Genomic DNA, 16,768 nt, shown 5'->3' on the forward strand with positions numbered 1-16,768 from the left:
ACTCTTAAAATACCCATTTTTCAGTCCGAGAGTCACATCACTGAACTCTCAACCTAACCAGATGATCCAAAATGCCTGGACCTATTGAAAAGCTACGAAATATTGGAATCGTCGCGCATATCGATGCAGGCAAAACGACGACCACGGAACGCATCCTTTACTACACAGGTGCGATTCACCGAATGGGGAACGTGGACGACGGGAACACTGAGACCGACTTCGACGAAGAAGAAGCAAAACGTGGGATCACAATTTACTCAGCGGCAGTGACATGCAAGTGGAAAGACTGCACTATCAATTTGATCGACACGCCGGGGCACGTCGACTTTACAGCTGAGGTACAGAGAAGTTTGCGCGTCCTCGACGGAGCGGTCGTCATCTTCAGTGCCGTGGAAGGTGTGGAGGCTCAATCGGAAACTGTCTGGCGGCAGGCCGACGAATACAAAACTCCGCGCATGTGTTTCATCAACAAAATGGATCGCATCGGAGCCAATTTCGAAAATGTTCTGGAGCAAATCCGTAAACGTTTGCATGGCAATCCCCTCCCTTTATTCCTCCCAATTGGCGCCGAACACGACTTCGAAGGGATCATTGATTTAGTCAAAAACAAGGCTCTGTATTTTGACCCCGATTCCCAGGGACAAAGCATTGAAGAGAAAGAGATTCCAGAAGAACTGCAGGAGATGGCTGCGGAGTACCGTCAAAAACTGATCGAAACCGTCGCGGAACGTGATGAAGCTGCGATGGAAGAATACTTCGAGAACGGCGACCTGCCAGAGGAAACTATTCACCGACTGATTCGCGAAGCGACGCTGACTGGTGAATTACAGCCAACATTCACAGGCTCGTCACTCGATTACATCGGTGTTCAACCAATTTTAGACGGCGTAAACCGCTACTTGCCCAGCCCACTAGATATCCCGCCAGTCAAGGGGATCAATCCCAACCCAAAAAGAAATGAGAGTACAGAGCTTGTTCGCCACGCCAAAAACGACGAACCGTTAGCGGCACTCATTTTCAAAATCGTCGCAGACAAACACGCTGACCTTTGCTTTGTTCGTGTTTATTCTGGTGTGTTGAAATCAGGATCGCGACTCCTGAACCCACGCACAGGCAAGAAAGAGTTTTGCAGCCAAATCTGGCACATCCAAGCTGACTCAAGAGAGAAAGTCGAAACCGATCTCGTCGAAGCGGGCGACATCTGCGGAATCATCGGCCCAAAAGCTGTCGCTACCGGTGACACCCTTTGTCCGCAGCAACACCCCATCTTGCTGGAGTCAATTATCTTTCCAGAAACGGTCATCTCGATGGCAGTCGAACCAGAGACAAGTGGCGACAAGAAAAAACTTGAAGACGCGCTCGTTCGGCTCAGTCGCCAAGACCCGACCTTCAAAACACAAGTCAGCGAGGAAACAGGCCAGACTATCATCAGCGGAATGGGTGAATTACACCTTGAAGTTCTTAAGGAGCGCATGCAGCGAGACTTCAACCTCAATGTGCGTGTTCACAAACCACGTGTCTCTTACCGAGAAACCGTCACCGCAGCTGGTGAGGCTCAGGAAGAATTCAATCGTTCGAGCCAGGGAGATACCCACTTCGCCAGTGTGAAAGTCCGAATCGAGCCGGGAGCAGAAGACACAAACATAGTCGTCACATCCGAAATTCCTCCAGGAACCCTTCCTGGTGAGATCGACAGAATTGTTCGCGAAGCTGTTTCCGAATCAGCCCAGTCGGGTGGAATTGTCGGCTTCCCTTTGATGAAAGTTCGCATCACGATTCTCGATGTCGGATACCGAGACGGGGAAACAAACGAAGAGGCTCTTCGCTCAGCATCGGCACACGCCGTTCAGTCAGCTTTGAACAACGCGACGATCTCACTGCTTGAGCCTGTCATGAAGCTGGAAGTGGTTACCCCTTCTGACTTCGTCGGTAATATTCAAGCAGACTTGAATCAGCGTATGGCTAAGATCTTCGCCAGCGAAATCCGTGGGCACTTGACCGCCTTGCAGGCCGAAGTCTCACTCGCAAACATGTTCGGATACTCCTCGCATGTACGCAGCTTGTCACAAGGACGAGCATCGTTTTCTATGCAACCACTGAAATACGACTTAGCCCCCGCGTCGGTCATGAAAGAATTCCTCGGTTAAGAACAACCTGTCAGACTGACAGAATGACGTTTCGCTCTAAGCTGAGAGCTTGCCTCAAAAGAATTCTTTCTTCTCCCCGCCTTCCAGTTCCTGATTATTACCGCCCTGCATGCCTCACTTCCAGTTTCATCTCGATCACACTGATGCCAACTCGATGGCACGAGTGGGTCGCTGGGACACTCCGCACGGAACCGTCGAGACACCAGCCTTCATGCCAGTCGGGACACGCGGAAGCGTCAAAGGAGTCTGGCCGCATCAACTTCAGGAAGTTGGTGCCCAGATGATCTTGGCGAACACCTACCATTTGGCACTCCGACCGGGCGAAAAGGTAGTTAAAGAGCTGGGCGGATTGCATCGGTTCATGAACTGGAATGGGCCGATCCTCACAGACAGCGGCGGATTCCAGATCTTCAGCCTCACTGAACTTCGACAACTTGACAACGACAAGGTTGTATTCAAGTCGCACGTCGACGGCAGTTTACTGGAGCTGACACCCGCTCGAGCAATGCAGATTCAGGAAGACCTCGGGGCAGATTGCATCATGTGTCTCGATGAGTGCCCTCCGCACGATGCACCTGTCTCTCGCCTTGAAGAAGCAGTTGACCGAACAACACGCTGGGCGCAACTCTGTCGTGATTCACACCAACGAGAGGACCAGGCACTCTTTGGAATTGTCCAGGGAGCGACGAACCCAAAGCTGCGTGAACGCTCCGCTCAAGGATTGCTTCCACTTGAGTTTCCCGGCTATGCAGTCGGAGGCTTAAGTGTTGGCGAAGCCCCCGAAGAAATGTACTCGACTCTTGATGTCACCACACCAATGCTCCCGGTCAACAAGCCGCGATACCTCATGGGAGTCGGCCGACCGATTGACATCATTGAAGGAGTTCTCCGCGGAATTGATCTATTCGATTGTGTCATGCCGACTCGAAATGCCCGAAACGCAACAGCCTTTACGAGCCAGGGCAAGATCAAGATGCGGAACCTCAAGCATCAAACAGACACCGGCCCCTTGGACCCGGAATGCGATTGCCCCACTTGCACTGACTACAGTCGTGGCTTCATGCGCCATCTATTCACAGTTGGAGAGATGCTCGGACCAATGCTGCTCTCAGTCCACAATCTGGCATTTTATCAAAAAGTTGTTCGGGAACTAAAAACAGCGATCATGGCGAACGCGGGAATGGAATATCGAGCAGAGTTTCTTGCTCGAACTTCTGGAGGAAAGTAAAAAAACAAGAATTCGCTTGCACGATGCGGACATTCAAGAGGCTTCAAACGAGCTGAATTTAACGAGCAACAATCAAACAGGGTCATACCCAACAGACCACAGGCAACGCCAAAGAGTACAGCGAAAGACAGATTCGGCTAGAGCAGATTCAACACTCCTCATGCCCGCGAAGGTCATTTTTTGACTCCATAGACTTGCCCGTTACGAAGCAAACAGAAAAGCCCCTTCCTGATATTGCTCTTGCTCCCAAGTTCCTCGCTCGACAAAAAAGTGTTCAAACGAACAGACATTAACTCAAAAGTATGACCAAAAAGATTCCTACTGGACTGAAATGGTGATCAGTGTCCAATTCCTAAATGCGATTAAGTCGAACTCTGACCAAGAGTTTGGGCATGCACATCTTGTCGGGATTGGGAGTGATCCCTAAACTGTCGACTTGCTGAGGTCCGCCAGCGGTGTGCGCAGAGTGCGTTTGGGACTTCAATCCAGAGGAAAAACGTAATCAAAAGTGGCGTGATTCCAGAGAAATGATGAGTTTTATGACGATTTTAATGTCTCAATTTCTGTTGTTGGCTGAAGAAGTCACCGAGAAAGACGCCGAAGGCGGGGGAAGCATGATGTCCATGCTGATCCTGTTTGGTCCTCCACTTTTGCTTCTTTTTGTGATGCAAACCTTATTTGGTCGGTCTGATGCCAAAGATAAGGCTCGCCGTAACGAAATGACTGCAAATCTGAAGAAGAACGACCCCATCGTCACCATTGGTGGAATGTTGGGAACCGTCGTGTCAGTTTCAGAGGACAAATCGACAGTGACCATCAGAGTTGATGACAACACACGGATCAAGCTTCAGGCATCCGCGATTCGAGAAGTGGTTTCTACAGAGAAGAAAGACGCTGAGAAATCGTAGTAGCTGGAAGTAAAAAGAATTCAAAACCCAGGTGTTCAAGCACGGTGAATCACAGTCGTTTTGTCAGTCGAAGTCGACCTCAACAGAACTCATTGACCGTGGCCTTTTCAAATTAGTCGTTCAGCTGGCAGGATTGTCAGCATAATGAGTGAGACGGAGCGAACGGGATGAATCCGTTGATGATGAACTTTGCAATATTTGCTCAACAGAGCATTTCTGACGCCGAAGAAGTTGCCGAAGCCAGTTCCGGAGCAGGCTGGGGAACTTTTTTCCTTGTCGTCGGAATTTTGGTGCTCCCGTTTGTATTGGGGAGCCTGATCGCTAACGCACTGAAGATGAAGGACCTGGCGACCCGCCTGAGTCTGGTATTCTTGGCACTCACGATGGCGATCTCCCCATTTGTGATGACAGTTTCCAATAACGAAAGCATCCTGAGTGCTATCGACTTGGGAATCGACCTTGCCGGCGGAACCAACATGGTTTTCGAAGTCGACAAGGAAGCAGCGAAAGCCGAAGACAAACAGATCACCCCTGACCTGATGAACAAGATGGTCGAGAAGGTCAAGCTGCGAGTCAACCCGACCGGAACCGAAGAGGTCACCGTTCGTCGCGTTGGAGCGGACCGAATTGAAGTGATCATCCCCGGTGCCGATGCCGAACGCGTCAAGAAAGTGAAAGACCAGATTGTCTCTTTGGGAAATCTGGAATTTGCGATCCTCGCCAACACTGTGTTGCACCAGGAACAAATTGCACTGGCAAACGATTCTAGTAATGTACGGGACAACAACGTTTATCTCGGACAAGACGTCGTCGCGATGTGGCGACGATCTGCATTAGATCCCGATGGCGATCCCAAAATCAGCCCCGGAAGCGTTGACTCGACTGTTTACACTCGACAAGTCGAAGAAGACGGCAAATCAATCACAGAATTTCTGGTTATCGTCCGCAAACAACGCATCACCGGTCGCTACCTGATCGGCGTTCGCGAAACCATCACTGACCAGGGACTCGCTGTTGGATTTACATTCAACGAGCGTGGCGGTTACCTGTTTGGTCAAGTGACTGGTGAATATCAGAAGCGAGACGGTGCCGGGTACAGCAACCACCTCGCAGTGCTTCTCGACGGAACGATTCACTCGGCTCCCACAGTCAACGGCGTGATTACGACGACCGGTGTGATTGAAGGTAATTTCACTCAACCAGAGATTGACACTCTCGTCGGTGTTTTGAGTGCTGGAGCATTGGATGTTCCTCTTGTCGAAGAACCTGTCACCGAGTTCACAATCAGCGCGTTACTAGGTGAAGAAGTTCAGCGTAAAGGTTTTACAGCGATTGCACTTGCGTTGGCCGGTGTCTTCATCTTCACACTGGTCTACTACCGAAAAGCGGGGCTCATCGCAGACATCTGCCTGGCTCTGAACATTATTCTCGTAATGGGAGCAATGTCGCTGATTGATGCGACATTCACACTTCCCGGATTGGCCGGTCTTGTGCTGACGATCGGGATGGCAGTCGATGCGAACGTGCTGATTTTCGAGCGTATGCGAGAAGAACAAGCTCGTGGATCAAGCATTCGCATGTCGATCAAAAACGGATTCGAAAAAGCCTTCTCAACCATTTTTGATGCCAATATCACCACTCTTCTCACCGCAATCGTGCTCTATTACATCGGAACCGATCAAGTGAAGGGCTTCGCGGTCACGCTGTTCATCGGTATCTTGACCAGTATGTTCAGTGCCTTGTTTATTGGCCGGTTGATCTTTGAAATTGCCGAGCGCAAACATCTCTTCAAAGATCTGAAAATGATGAGTTTGATCGACCCTAAAGGGATCGACTTCCTTGGCAAAAAGAAACTTGCTGCAATGGCCTCCCTTGTGGTTATTGTAATCGGATTAATTGCGGTCGGAATGCGAGGAAGTGAAAACCTCGATATCGATTTCCGGGGTGGTTCGATGGTCACGTTCCGCTTTCTCGGTGACGCTCCTGAAGTTTCTGAGGTTCGGGCAGCATTGGAACCCAAATTTGGTAACGACATTACACTGGAACAACTGACCGTTGTCGAAGAAGGCGTCTCCAACAAGCTCTACCGCTTGCGAACAGTCGTCGACGATACTGCACAAGTTTCTGCGAACATCAAGGAAGCTTTTGCAGAGGGACCGTACGAACTTGTTCAGCAACATGTCACCTTTGGTGAAGTCAAAGAGGTTGCTGCTCCAGTTGATGAAACGAAGCCTAAGATTGAACCTGAAGCAGAAGCAGAAGTCGCTGCCACTAAGCTGAACCGCGCTGTTGAAGTGACTCTTACTCAAGAAATGACACCTGCAGCATTAGCAGATCAAGCAGCCGGTCTTCTTCGTAAGATGAATTACGTTGATCCAGAAACCCTCGTCACTGGTGATACAGCTGATGACGAAAGTGTGAAAGTCAGCCAGGTCACTTTGACCTTCGACTCCTTCATTCCGGCGAATGACGTTGATCGTGTGCTTACTGACTTGAAAGTTGACCTGGAAAAAGACCCACACTTTGAAGAAATTAACACGTTCGATCAATCGGTCACCGGAGATGCGAAACTCGCGGCAATCACCGCGATGGGATTCAGCTTGCTGGCAATTGTCGCTTACCTATGGGTGCGATTCCAACGAGTCACATTCGGACTGGCAGCCTGTGCTGCCCTGATTCACGACGTTCTGATTGTGTTGGGATTGGTCGCACTTGGAGCGTACCTGAGCGGAACACCGCTCAAAGCGATCTTCATGCTGGAAGACTTCAAAATCAACCTGCCGATCATTGCAGCCTTCTTGACGATTGTCGGTTACTCCTTGAACGATACCATTGTTGTCTTCGACCGTATTCGTGAAGTTCGAGGTCGAAATCCTGCACTGACAGAGGCGATGGTCAACACAAGTTTGAACCAAACATTGTCACGAACCATTTTGACCTCACTCACAACTTTGATCGTGGTCTTGATTCTGTACGTTCTGGGTGGCGAAGGAATTCACGGATTCGCTTACTGCTTAACCCTCGGAATTGTTGTCGGAACATATAGTTCGATTTACGTCGCCAGCCCAACCTTGGTCTGGTTGATGAATCGCGAACAGAAAAAAGCTGCTCCATCAACAACCACATAATTTTGACTGAAACTTTCACGGTTGAAGAAGAACGTCACTGGACGTTCCATTCACCGGAAGCGGTATAAACATCAGGTGAGGTGGTGGCTGACACGACCTCACCTTTTTTTAGAGCATTTTTAATGCTTGTCATGCCCAAGATCGTCATTTTCATGACTGCACAGGCTGCTCACCGCGAGGCAGAACGTTAAGACCAATTTTTGATTTGCTCTAGCAATGCAACATCCCATACAAGATCGGATTGCGTTGGGAGTCCAACAGCCTTGGGCAGAACTGATCCTGCAAGGAATCAAAACTGTCGAAGTCCGAAATGTCCCTGTTGGAATGCGGACCACAGTTTACCTGTACAGTTCGCGAAAACGTTCCAAATTCCCTGATGCAGACGTTGCTGTGAAGTCGAATGGCATCGACCTTCAAACTCTTGCATATGGTCGAATTGTCGGTTCCGTCGACATTGTTGACTGTCAGCCCTGTTCCCCTGAAGATGCCGTTTCAGCATGTGTTTCCTGGGAACTCATGCAAGGCCGATACAGTTGGAAACTGGAAAACCCAGTTCGCTGCCCATTACCTATTGAACCGAGATACATTCCTTATGGAATGTGGTTTTACCCCTTCAAACCACGAGTGATCACTTCCCGTGACCGACGAAACAAACTCTCCTGATCTTCACCTTGTTGCCACCGCTGCCTTCGGACTGGAAGCCATCGTTGTTCGCGAACTCGCGGACTTGGGCTATCATGAAACCCGGGTTGAAGATGGTCGTGTTCATTTTCACGCTCCACTCTCTGCGATCTGCCGAGCCAATATCTGGCTACGCTGTGCGGAACGCGTCCAGGTTGTCATCGGTGAATTCCCCGCGAAAGACTTCGACGAACTCTTCGACAACGTAAAGATTCTGCCCTGGGAAGAGTGGTTGCCAGTCGATGCCAAATTCCCGGTTCATGCAAATTGCGTTCGTTCGGAAATCAACAGCCCGATGAACGTTCAGCGAATGGTCAAACGTTCCGTCGTTGAGCGAATGCGTAAAATCTATTTGCGACATCGATTTGCGGAAGATGGAAACGAATACTCCATCGACGTGAATATCATGCGCGACAATGTGTTACTCACACTGGACACCACCGGAGATGGTCTTCACAAACGAGGGTATCGCCAACTGGTCGGACTTGCCCCCTTGCGTGAAACAATCGCGGCAGCTTTGGTCAAGTTGAGTTACTGGAAAGAGAATCGATTGCTCGTCGATCCGTTTTGTGGGTCAGGCACAATTCCGATTGAAGCAGCGATGATCGGTCGCAATATTGCACCTGGACACAACCGAAGTTTCTCCGCAGAGAACTGGCCGCAAGTCCCAGCGACTTTGTGGACACAAACTCGTCAAGAGGCACGCGATCTTGTAAAGCCACCACTTTCAATGCAGATCATCGCACGTGATCGCGATCCTAAAATGACGAAAATTGCCAAGGTCAACGCTCGTGGGTCGGGTGTTTTCTCTGAGATTCTTTTCGAGACGAAAGACTTCGTCGCCTTTCCAACAAATCGTGATCATGGCTGTACGATATGCAATCCCCCCTACGGAGAGCGAATCGGCGAACGTGATGAAGTTCGTCAGTTACATCAGGACATGGGCGAGCTGCTTCGTCCTTTGGACACTTGGTCGCATTACATCTTCACGGGCGCCGAAAACTTTGAGCGAGAGTTCGGACAACACGCAGACCGCCGGAGAAAGATCTTCAACGCCCGCATCCCTTGTACCTACTTCCAATATCTCGGGCCGAGGCCACCTGAAAGCTCCGACGAAATCCACCTCGAAGGTTCACAAGAACCAACAGCCTCACAAGAATCGACCGGGACGCCGACACCTATGGATGTTCCAGACGACAAGGATTGAGGCTTTGCTCGTGTTCTTGCGCGTCTGAAATGGGGTCAATCTTCTTTGCTTCAGCGCTCCGAGTTAACTGGAGTCGTATGAAGTTTTACGCTCATGACTTGTCTTATCGAGCCAAAGGACCACAATAAACGGACACAGGTAAATTGATTCCGTCGACAAGTATGCTCATGATGAAATAGCTCGAGCCATCTTGAGCTGAATCATTCTTATCGCTATCGCAAGGAACTCACTGGCAGGCCATTTGTATGCGATCCCCACTCCGACAAGGTCAAGTTTCATTGCCGGGGATAGCGTTTATGCTCATCGGGCTGACCCTGGTCATCTTTGAAATGCAAACAGGGTTCCTGCTGGACCGGATTGGCATGACCGGTCGGATCATTGTTTTCTTCTGCGGGACAGGGTTCTCTGTCTGGGGACTGAAAGAGGTCATCGCCGGCTTTCTTCCCGGGCTGTCAAAAAAAGGCTACAGCTTCAAACTGCCTCTCGTTGGAATCGTTTATCTTGTCATCATGTGCATTCTGTTTATCGGCTCACTCGTTGGCCGGAACAATCTGCTACTCATGGTCTTTGCGTGCATGGCTGGCCCGTTCGTCATGAACGGTTGGATTACATTTACGATGCTCAGGCTTCTCAATGTCTCTCGCGTTTTACCTGAACGGGTGATGGCTGGGGAAACGTTTACGACATCGATCTTTTTTGAAAACCGCAAATCCTGGCTTACAGTCTGGCTGATGACTGTTCATGACGCGGTCACCAAAGGAGATGGCTGGATGTCTCCAGAAGTGCTGTTCGTCCGTGTTCCGGCGGGATCGCAACGGCAAGGGCATTATCAAATTCGCGTGCGGGATCGCGGACGGTATCAGTTCGGTCCCGTAAGAGTGACAACACAATTTCCCCTTGGTTTGGTAGAACGGGGAAATCGGCTGGATGAATTTGAAGAGTTGCTTGTCTATCCCCGAATCGGTCATTTGAAAACAGAATGGCGAAGACTGCTTCAAAATTCGACGGAGCTCGTCAGCGATGTCCGGACGATGGGCGGTCCTTTCAACGACGAGATGAGTCAGCTGCGTGAGTACCGACAGGGCGACGACCCTCGCATGATTCACTGGCGAACTTCGGCACGCGTTGATGAACTTATCGTGTGCGAATATGACGAAAGCCGAGACCGAAACCTGTTGCTGATTATTGATGGGTGGATTGAAGAGAATGCTGACCAAGCTGACTTCGAGAGAGGGCTGAGGTTTGCGACAACGGTTTGCATGGATCACTTACGAAATAGTCGAGAATCCTCACTGGCAGTGAAACTGGCAGCTAATGAAAGATTCTTCTGGCGGGGCGATCAGGGAGAAGGACAAATCGATAATTTGCTCGATGCCTTCGCCGTCGCACAGCCCACTTCGAAAATGACGACCGATCAACTGTTGGACGGCCTTGCAGAAGGAGCAACGTCGAATCGACGAGTTGTGATTGTCACCTCTCGCTCTGAAGAGATTCGAGAAGCTATTCAGCGATCTTCGGATGTTCGGCTCTATGAAGCACAAATTTACGGAACATCTCGCGAGGATCTCTCTGCAATTTTTGAAGAAGCGGAGGAGACTTCCGCATGAAAAACATCCTCCATATCAGCTTGACGATCTTACTCTCGTTGTCTGGGATCACCTTTGCAATTGCCGAAGGAAGCCCGCTGGCTGGGCTCTCGTTGATTATCGCACTGGCGACCCTGTTCTTTGTTGATCTCGAAGAAGTCTTTTCGGTTCCACCTTGGATTGCGAACAGCCTGGGACTTTTGGCGTTTGTCCTCGCCGGACGAGAGTTCTTCAGTGGGGAACTTGAAGCAAGACTGCTCGCGGGTGGGCACCTCATTGTCTATTTAACCTGGGTCTTTCTTGTCCAGAAGAAAAAAGTGCGTCACTTCTGGTGGCTTTGCGCGCTCAGCATTTTGCAAGTCGCAACAGCATCCGTACTCACGGACGACATTTGGTTTGGATTTGCACTCGTTTTGTATTCCTTCGTGGCAACATGGACGCTTTCAGTCTTCCTGCTGTATCGTTCAACACTTCTGAATGATGCAGGCTCTGAACAAGATGCTGATCTTGGTTCAACGTTTGTTGTGGGTGATTCCTGGAAGGGCATTTCGCGAGATGTCGATCATCGGTTACTCAGCTGGCGATTCATCACAATCAACGGCACAATGACTTGTCTGGGGCTCTTTCTCAGCTTTCTGTTTTTTGTGTTCACGCCTCGAATCTGGATCGGTCAGTTTTCTTTTCTTTCCGATGAAGCCATGTCAAGACAGGCTCTCACCGGGTTTACCGAAGAGGTCAGCCTGGGAGACATGGGCGAAATCATGGAGAGTGATGAAGTTGTCGTGGAGCTACAATTAGTCCACCCAACTTCCGATCGTGCTTTCACCCCTAAAGAATACGACGCCTATCTTGGAGCTGAGCCACTGTTTCGTGGAACGGTCATGGAGATTTACGAAAAAGGTCGGTGGAAACAATTCCCGGGACGGAACTCACAACGATTCTATTCCTCATCCCGCGACGAAGGGGTGATTCAAAAATTCAAAGTCCATGCGATCGGTTCCGACGCTCTATTCACTTTTGGAAATGCGTACTACGCCAAAGCGTTCGGCCGTAAGGAACGAGTCATTCGAGAGCGTTTCTCAAATGAGCTAAAACGTGGCTCAGAGACTCCTTTGACTCACTCATTTGAATATGAAGTGCAAGCCAGCCAAGGACCATACACGCCGCAGTCTCTGTATTACTATCGATACTACATGAGGGACCTGGACACATTTCCAGCCAACATGTCTCGCACGGCTGAACTCGCTGAATCCATCGTTGAGCCTGCCGAGACGGATTTGGAGAAGGCAGATCTGCTTCAGAACTACTTCATGAACGCAGATGAATTTAGCTACTCCCTTAACCTAAGTATTCAAGATGCAAGCATCGATCCGATTGAAGATTTTCTGTTCAATCGAAAGAGTGGACATTGCGAATACTATGCATCCTCCATGGTGATGATGCTCCGTGCTGTCGGAATTCCATCTCGTGTTGTCGGCGGATTTAAGGGTGGAAAATACGACAAGTCGACCAAGTCGTATCTGATCCAGCAATTCCATGCTCACAGTTGGGTGGAGGCCTACATTGACGAGCAGTGGTACACATTCGATCCAACACCCGCAACACGCAGCCTCTCTGTTCAGGCACAAGAAGAATCGTCTGCTTCATTCCTGAAAGGAGTCAAATCGAAAGCCCTCAACCTCTGGACAACCGGAACAACACTTTCCCAACGCCAGCAGCGAACGATGATCTACGACCCCATTCAAGAATTCGGCATGGAGACTTGGGGGCACGCCAAAAATATTGTCCAGGGTCGAACCTCAAGCCTTAAAGGCCTTCTGGATTTTTTAAAGTCTCCGGAGAAGTGGTTCAGCTTGCAAGGTGGCTTTTTTGCTTTCATCCTGATGTTGCTTGCAAGCGGAGTTGTCTGGTTGACGAAGCGAGTTTTACCGGTGATCAAAAAAATCCGGGCACAGTCACTCGCAGTCTCTCGCAGACGAGAGCAAGTTGAATTTTATGATCGATTCCTGAAAATCCTCAGTCGACATGGAATTCAACAAAGTCCGACTCAAACTGCACGTGAATTTGTGAACAGCTCTCTCGTGGAATTAAAGCCAAAACTTCAAAGCCAAGGTCTTGAAGGTTGGCCAGTTGAGCTTGTCTCCGCTTTCTACGATGTCCGTTTTGGAGGCCTCGAACTGCCCGCCCCCCTCGCAAGTGAAATCGATCAGAGACTCACATTGCTAGAGAACTGTTTAGAAGAACAGAAAGAGAAACCCAAGTGACGCTGAATTCAAGAGAAGACTTCCTGACATTCACGGGTCTCTTCCTGTTCGTCATGCTGAGTATCACACTGCTCGTTGCACACTGGGCTGAAGTTCCTTTAACCACGCAAGTGCATTGGTCGACGCGGGATTTCGGCATCGGATGTATCGCTGCGCTGGGAATGTTTCTCTCATTCAGCTGGCTCAGTTCGCTCCGAGATTTGGCCGCAGATGCTCTCGGCGCATCCCTGGCTCAGTGCCGTTTGTACGATTTAGTTTTGATGGCAATTCTGGTCGGGATTGTAGAAGAATTCCTGTTTCGCGGTCTTCTTGAACAATGGATTGCCCGCTGGAACCCAATCGGCGCCTTCATTATTACGAATGTTATCTTTGGGCTACTGCATGCGATCTCGCCGCTGTACGCGATCATGGCAGCGATTTTAGGTGGCATTTTGAGTCTGCTCACCTGGTGGGTCGGCGACTTCAATCTGCTTCGGCCGATTGTCGCTCACGCGATTTATGATCTCATTGGTTTTGTGCTTATTGCAGAGGAGTATCGTAAAAAACAAAACGACGCAGAAACCACAGATATCCTTTAACTTCAGCAGAGAAGCAATCATTCAGATGGAAGTCGCATCAGAATCTCTCGTCCGGCGACTTCACTCACCATCAAGAAATTTCCCCCCCACGCGACCTGTCCCAGAGAAGCATTAAAACAGGGAGCACGCCAGCCACGTCCGGGAACATCGCTGAGCCAACTTTGAACCAACGTTGAGACGATTCAAATTGCTACCGCAGCCTTATTAGTTTCACTTTGATTCTTCGATCACATCCAGATATCTCTGCGGGATCGGTATCGACTCGAGTCCTGATTCAAGACCACAAACGCAGCAAGCTGTTTTCATCCGCCCATAGGCGAGGCGTTTTTCGCGGCAGAAAAACTCGGCGAAAAAAGTTAATGACTTCAGTCCGATCCGCTCAACCCGCAGGTGAATATCGAGGATATCCTCGTGATATGCGGGAGCTTCAAAATGGCAGGATGCCGAGACGCGAGGCCAACCGATGTACGATCCGTCCTCTTGCTTTTCCATGATGTTCAAGCCCAGAGAGCGAAAGTATTCGTGCTCTGCTTCCTCAAACCAGCGATAAAAACTGACGTAGTGAACTATCCCAGCCATATCTGTATTGGCAAACTCAACCCGACGTTGAGCGACAAACGTTGCCATGCTGCTTCCCTTGCGACGAAGTGATAAATAAAAGCCCAACGACGGTTTTCGGTCTCTGGGCGAGAGTCAGGATCTACAGTACCAAAATCTCCAGTGCGGGAAAGTAGACTTTCCCCGATTCAATGTCCACAACAGGAATTGAATGTCAGTCAGATGAGTTCAAACAAAAAAACGTTTCGCAGCTTACCAGGTTGGCAGGCTGCGAAACGTTGGGGCTCAGATTGAGTTTCGACTCGTTAACTTCGGGTCCACTTGAACTCAAGTTGAAGTCGCCTTTCCGCTCAAGAAGTCACTCGACTCGATGCGAACGACTTACCTGCTCGTTCCAGCTTCCTCAACTCTCGCAAATCGACCTCTGGCTTGACGTCCGTGCCTCGTGGGGAACAGTCAATGATGTCATCGGACTGGTCAGCACGGGCACGACACGCTTTGGAAACTTTAAATTCCAGGGATCTCAAGCTTCTCTTCATTCGCGATTTTACGAATTTTCTGCATTGCCCGAGCCTCAATCTGACGAATCCGCTCTTTGGTCACACCGAATCGCGTTCCGACCTGCTCAAGCGTCTCTGGTTCGGACCCTTTTTCGAGTCCGTAACGATGCAGGATAATTCTTTTTTCACGATCATCGAGATGCTCGAGGATCGACATAATCACTTCATGTTGTCGAGAGTTCGTAATCTCATCTTTGAACTGGCTTCCGCGAGAATCTTCAGAGAAGAAGAAGACTTCTTCATTACCAGTCCGGAATCGATCAAGGACTTTGTTTTCTGCCGGGATTGAACGAGCATAGTTTTTCATGATCGCCCAAGTGGCATATGTCGAAAACTTGTTCCCTTGCGTATAGTCAAATTTCTCGATGGCACGCATCAAGGACATGTTCCCGTCGCTGACCATTTCGAAGAAGTTGACGCTGGGTTTCATGTGCCGCTTAGCAATAGAAACGACCAGCCTTAAGTTACTTCGAATCAGGAAATTCTTAACGAGAATCGCCTCTTCGATCAAATCTTCCAATTGATCCAACTCGCGGCTTTTTGGGCTTTGCGGATCAATTTTCTTCTGAAGCTCTGCCGCTTTGAACTTTAAGTAGTTCATTTTGCGGAACCAGTACCCCTCTTGTTCTCTGGTTAAAAGAGGAACGGTGTACAGGCTCGCAAGATACGGTGGAAGCCCTGGAGGCGCTTTGACCGCTCTCGTTTTCTTTTCGGGCTCAGGAGGTTCTCCCAGAATCACTTTTTCTGCATCTTTCTCGTGGAATTCCGGGCTGTCCATGTACGCCACTGGATTGTCCAGCAACATTTGTGCACGGACTTCCGTGATAATCCGATAGACACTCGTTTTCGTACGACAGAACTCCTCTGCGAGTAACTCTGCAGACATTCCATTGACGTATCGCTGATAGATTTCCATCTTGCGATCATCTGACAATGGTGATGTCGAATTTGGGAAGACTGCGTTTCCAGGATTCTCCTCGTCGTATTGCTTCAGGGTATAACGGATGGTTTCTTGCGATCGACCAAAGACTCGCGAAAGTCGTCGCCCCACTTCAGCAGGACAAGCTCCATGGATTGCAAGTCGTCGAGCTTTTAAAATCATTTCCTGCTTCTCTGAATCGGTGATCTGCGAGAAACGAGAACTTCGGTGAATCTCCGTTTCGTGTTCATTCACGAAGCGGTCGACCGACGATCTCAAAAAACCGACGCGTGATCGATTTCCAAACAGGAAACGTCGACTGACTAACCCACGTTTCCGCCAGCGATCAATCGTCTTGGTAGAGACGTTATATTTTTCGCTCAAATCGTCGACAGTAAAGACCTGCTCGCCAGCTTGTTCCACTGGAATCTTGGTACTTACTGAAAGTTGTTCGACGAACAGCCTCAGGTCATGCAGAAGGTCGTCACCATCGATGACGAGATCTGGATATTTTTCAGGGCGGTAGCCTGTCAGTTGCTCACACAACTCCTGATATCGATAGACCTCATCAGGTTTAATTTGCGCCAGCAATTTTTCAGCCCGGTCCATTTGCTCGAGCTTCTTTTCCGCTGGAATAAATTGGGATTGTTGTTCAGTGAGCTGTTTCAACACAGGATGTTTGAATCGTTTACTCATGGTGAACCTTCCTATTGCCTCTTATTCCTTCCAACCGTCTTGGGGAAGGTCGAGGTATGTGAAGCGACATCTCTCGGAGTCATTCTTGTCGCTGATTCATTTTGTACTGATCCGAAAATTGATGTATTGATTCACTCTCATAAGACTGAAAGGCTCAATACAGTTTTGGATCTGTTCTCAAAGTCACGGCTTATTAGTGTTGTTGCCGCATATACGTATGTACGAATGAAAAGACGCTTAGATTACGAAAAAAGTTCGCATACGAACCATTTTTTACAAAAAACCTACAAATCACTGACAGCTGTACT

General features: G+C 49.4%; 11 protein-coding genes. 9 read left to right on the forward strand and 2 right to left on the reverse strand.

The window, feature by feature from the left end:
• Positions 1 to 71: 71 nt before the first annotated feature.
• The 9 genes from fusA to Mal48_RS17150 all read left to right on the forward strand — a co-directional run bounded on the left by fusA (position 72) and on the right by Mal48_RS17150 (position 13,727).
• Positions 72 to 2,147 (forward strand): elongation factor G, encoded by a 2,076-nt coding sequence (gene fusA / locus Mal48_RS17110; protein WP_145202330.1) that lies wholly within the window; start codon positions 72 to 74, stop codon positions 2,145 to 2,147.
• Between the two features lie 109 nt (positions 2,148 to 2,256).
• A complete protein-coding gene (gene tgt / locus Mal48_RS17115) occupies positions 2,257 to 3,375 on the forward strand; it encodes a tRNA guanosine(34) transglycosylase Tgt (protein ID WP_145202333.1) in 1,119 nt (372 codons plus the stop codon).
• A 551-nt stretch (positions 3,376 to 3,926) separates the two neighbouring features.
• Entirely contained in the window at positions 3,927 to 4,283 is a 357-nt protein-coding gene (gene yajC / locus Mal48_RS17120) for a preprotein translocase subunit YajC (RefSeq protein WP_197441785.1), read from the forward strand.
• Between the two features lie 179 nt (positions 4,284 to 4,462).
• On the forward strand, positions 4,463 to 7,411 hold the full coding sequence (secD, locus tag Mal48_RS17125) for a protein translocase subunit SecD (protein WP_231739652.1): 2,949 nt from the start codon (positions 4,463 to 4,465) through the stop codon (positions 7,409 to 7,411).
• A 216-nt stretch (positions 7,412 to 7,627) separates the two neighbouring features.
• A complete protein-coding gene (locus tag Mal48_RS17130) occupies positions 7,628 to 8,074 on the forward strand; it encodes an ASCH domain-containing protein (protein ID WP_145202339.1) in 447 nt (148 codons plus the stop codon).
• On the forward strand, positions 8,049 to 9,299 hold the full coding sequence (locus Mal48_RS17135) for a THUMP domain-containing class I SAM-dependent RNA methyltransferase (protein WP_145202342.1): 1,251 nt from the start codon (positions 8,049 to 8,051) through the stop codon (positions 9,297 to 9,299). Before Mal48_RS17130 ends, Mal48_RS17135 begins: the two co-directional genes overlap by 26 nt.
• A 245-nt stretch (positions 9,300 to 9,544) precedes the next feature.
• Entirely contained in the window at positions 9,545 to 10,906 is a 1,362-nt protein-coding gene (locus tag Mal48_RS17140) for a DUF58 domain-containing protein (protein ID WP_145202345.1), read from the forward strand.
• Positions 10,903 to 13,149: a transglutaminase TgpA family protein gene (locus Mal48_RS17145; protein ID WP_145202347.1), complete on the forward strand. Its 2,247-nt coding sequence runs from the start codon at positions 10,903 to 10,905 to the stop codon at positions 13,147 to 13,149. The genes Mal48_RS17140 and Mal48_RS17145 overlap by 4 nt, the downstream gene beginning before the upstream one ends.
• Positions 13,146 to 13,727, forward strand: a complete 582-nt coding sequence (locus Mal48_RS17150) for a CPBP family intramembrane glutamic endopeptidase (protein WP_145202350.1) — start codon at positions 13,146 to 13,148, stop codon at positions 13,725 to 13,727. The genes Mal48_RS17145 and Mal48_RS17150 overlap by 4 nt, the downstream gene beginning before the upstream one ends.
• Positions 13,728 to 13,937: 210 nt before the next feature.
• Here the strand turns inward: Mal48_RS17150 and Mal48_RS17155 are convergent, their stop codons facing one another.
• Together Mal48_RS17155 and Mal48_RS17160 are read right to left on the reverse strand one after the other, a co-directional pair.
• A complete protein-coding gene (locus Mal48_RS17155; RefSeq protein WP_145202353.1) occupies positions 13,938 to 14,354 on the reverse strand; it encodes an acyl-CoA thioesterase in 417 nt (138 codons plus the stop codon).
• A 438-nt stretch (positions 14,355 to 14,792) separates the two neighbouring features.
• The gene (locus Mal48_RS17160; RefSeq protein ID WP_145202356.1) at positions 14,793 to 16,460 is read right to left on the reverse strand and encodes a sigma-70 family RNA polymerase sigma factor; all 1,668 of its coding nucleotides are present in this window, start codon (positions 16,458 to 16,460) and stop codon (positions 14,793 to 14,795) included.
• Positions 16,461 to 16,768: the final 308 nt, after the last annotated feature.

The sequence above is a fragment of the Thalassoglobus polymorphus genome, from assembly GCF_007744255.1.
GTDB lineage: Bacteria > Planctomycetota > Planctomycetia > Planctomycetales > Planctomycetaceae > Thalassoglobus > Thalassoglobus polymorphus.

Excerpts from the sequence above, each read along its gene's own strand:
- fusA (WP_145202330.1), top strand. The coding sequence starts at position 72 with ATGCCTGGACCTATTGAAAAGCTACGAAATATTGGAATCGTCGCGCAT.
- Mal48_RS17160 (WP_145202356.1), bottom strand. The coding sequence starts at position 16,460 with ATGAGTAAACGATTCAAACATCCTGTGTTGAAACAGCTCACTGAACAA.
- secD (WP_231739652.1), top strand. The coding sequence starts at position 4,463 with ATGATGAACTTTGCAATATTTGCTCAACAGAGCATTTCTGACGCCGAA.
- Mal48_RS17140 (WP_145202345.1), top strand. The coding sequence starts at position 9,545 with ATGCGATCCCCACTCCGACAAGGTCAAGTTTCATTGCCGGGGATAGCG.
- Mal48_RS17155 (WP_145202353.1), bottom strand. The coding sequence starts at position 14,354 with ATGGCAACGTTTGTCGCTCAACGTCGGGTTGAGTTTGCCAATACAGAT.
- yajC (WP_197441785.1), top strand. The coding sequence starts at position 3,927 with ATGTCTCAATTTCTGTTGTTGGCTGAAGAAGTCACCGAGAAAGACGCC.
- Mal48_RS17130 (WP_145202339.1), top strand. The coding sequence starts at position 7,628 with ATGCAACATCCCATACAAGATCGGATTGCGTTGGGAGTCCAACAGCCT.
- tgt (WP_145202333.1), top strand. The coding sequence starts at position 2,257 with ATGCCTCACTTCCAGTTTCATCTCGATCACACTGATGCCAACTCGATG.
- Mal48_RS17145 (WP_145202347.1), top strand. The coding sequence starts at position 10,903 with ATGAAAAACATCCTCCATATCAGCTTGACGATCTTACTCTCGTTGTCT.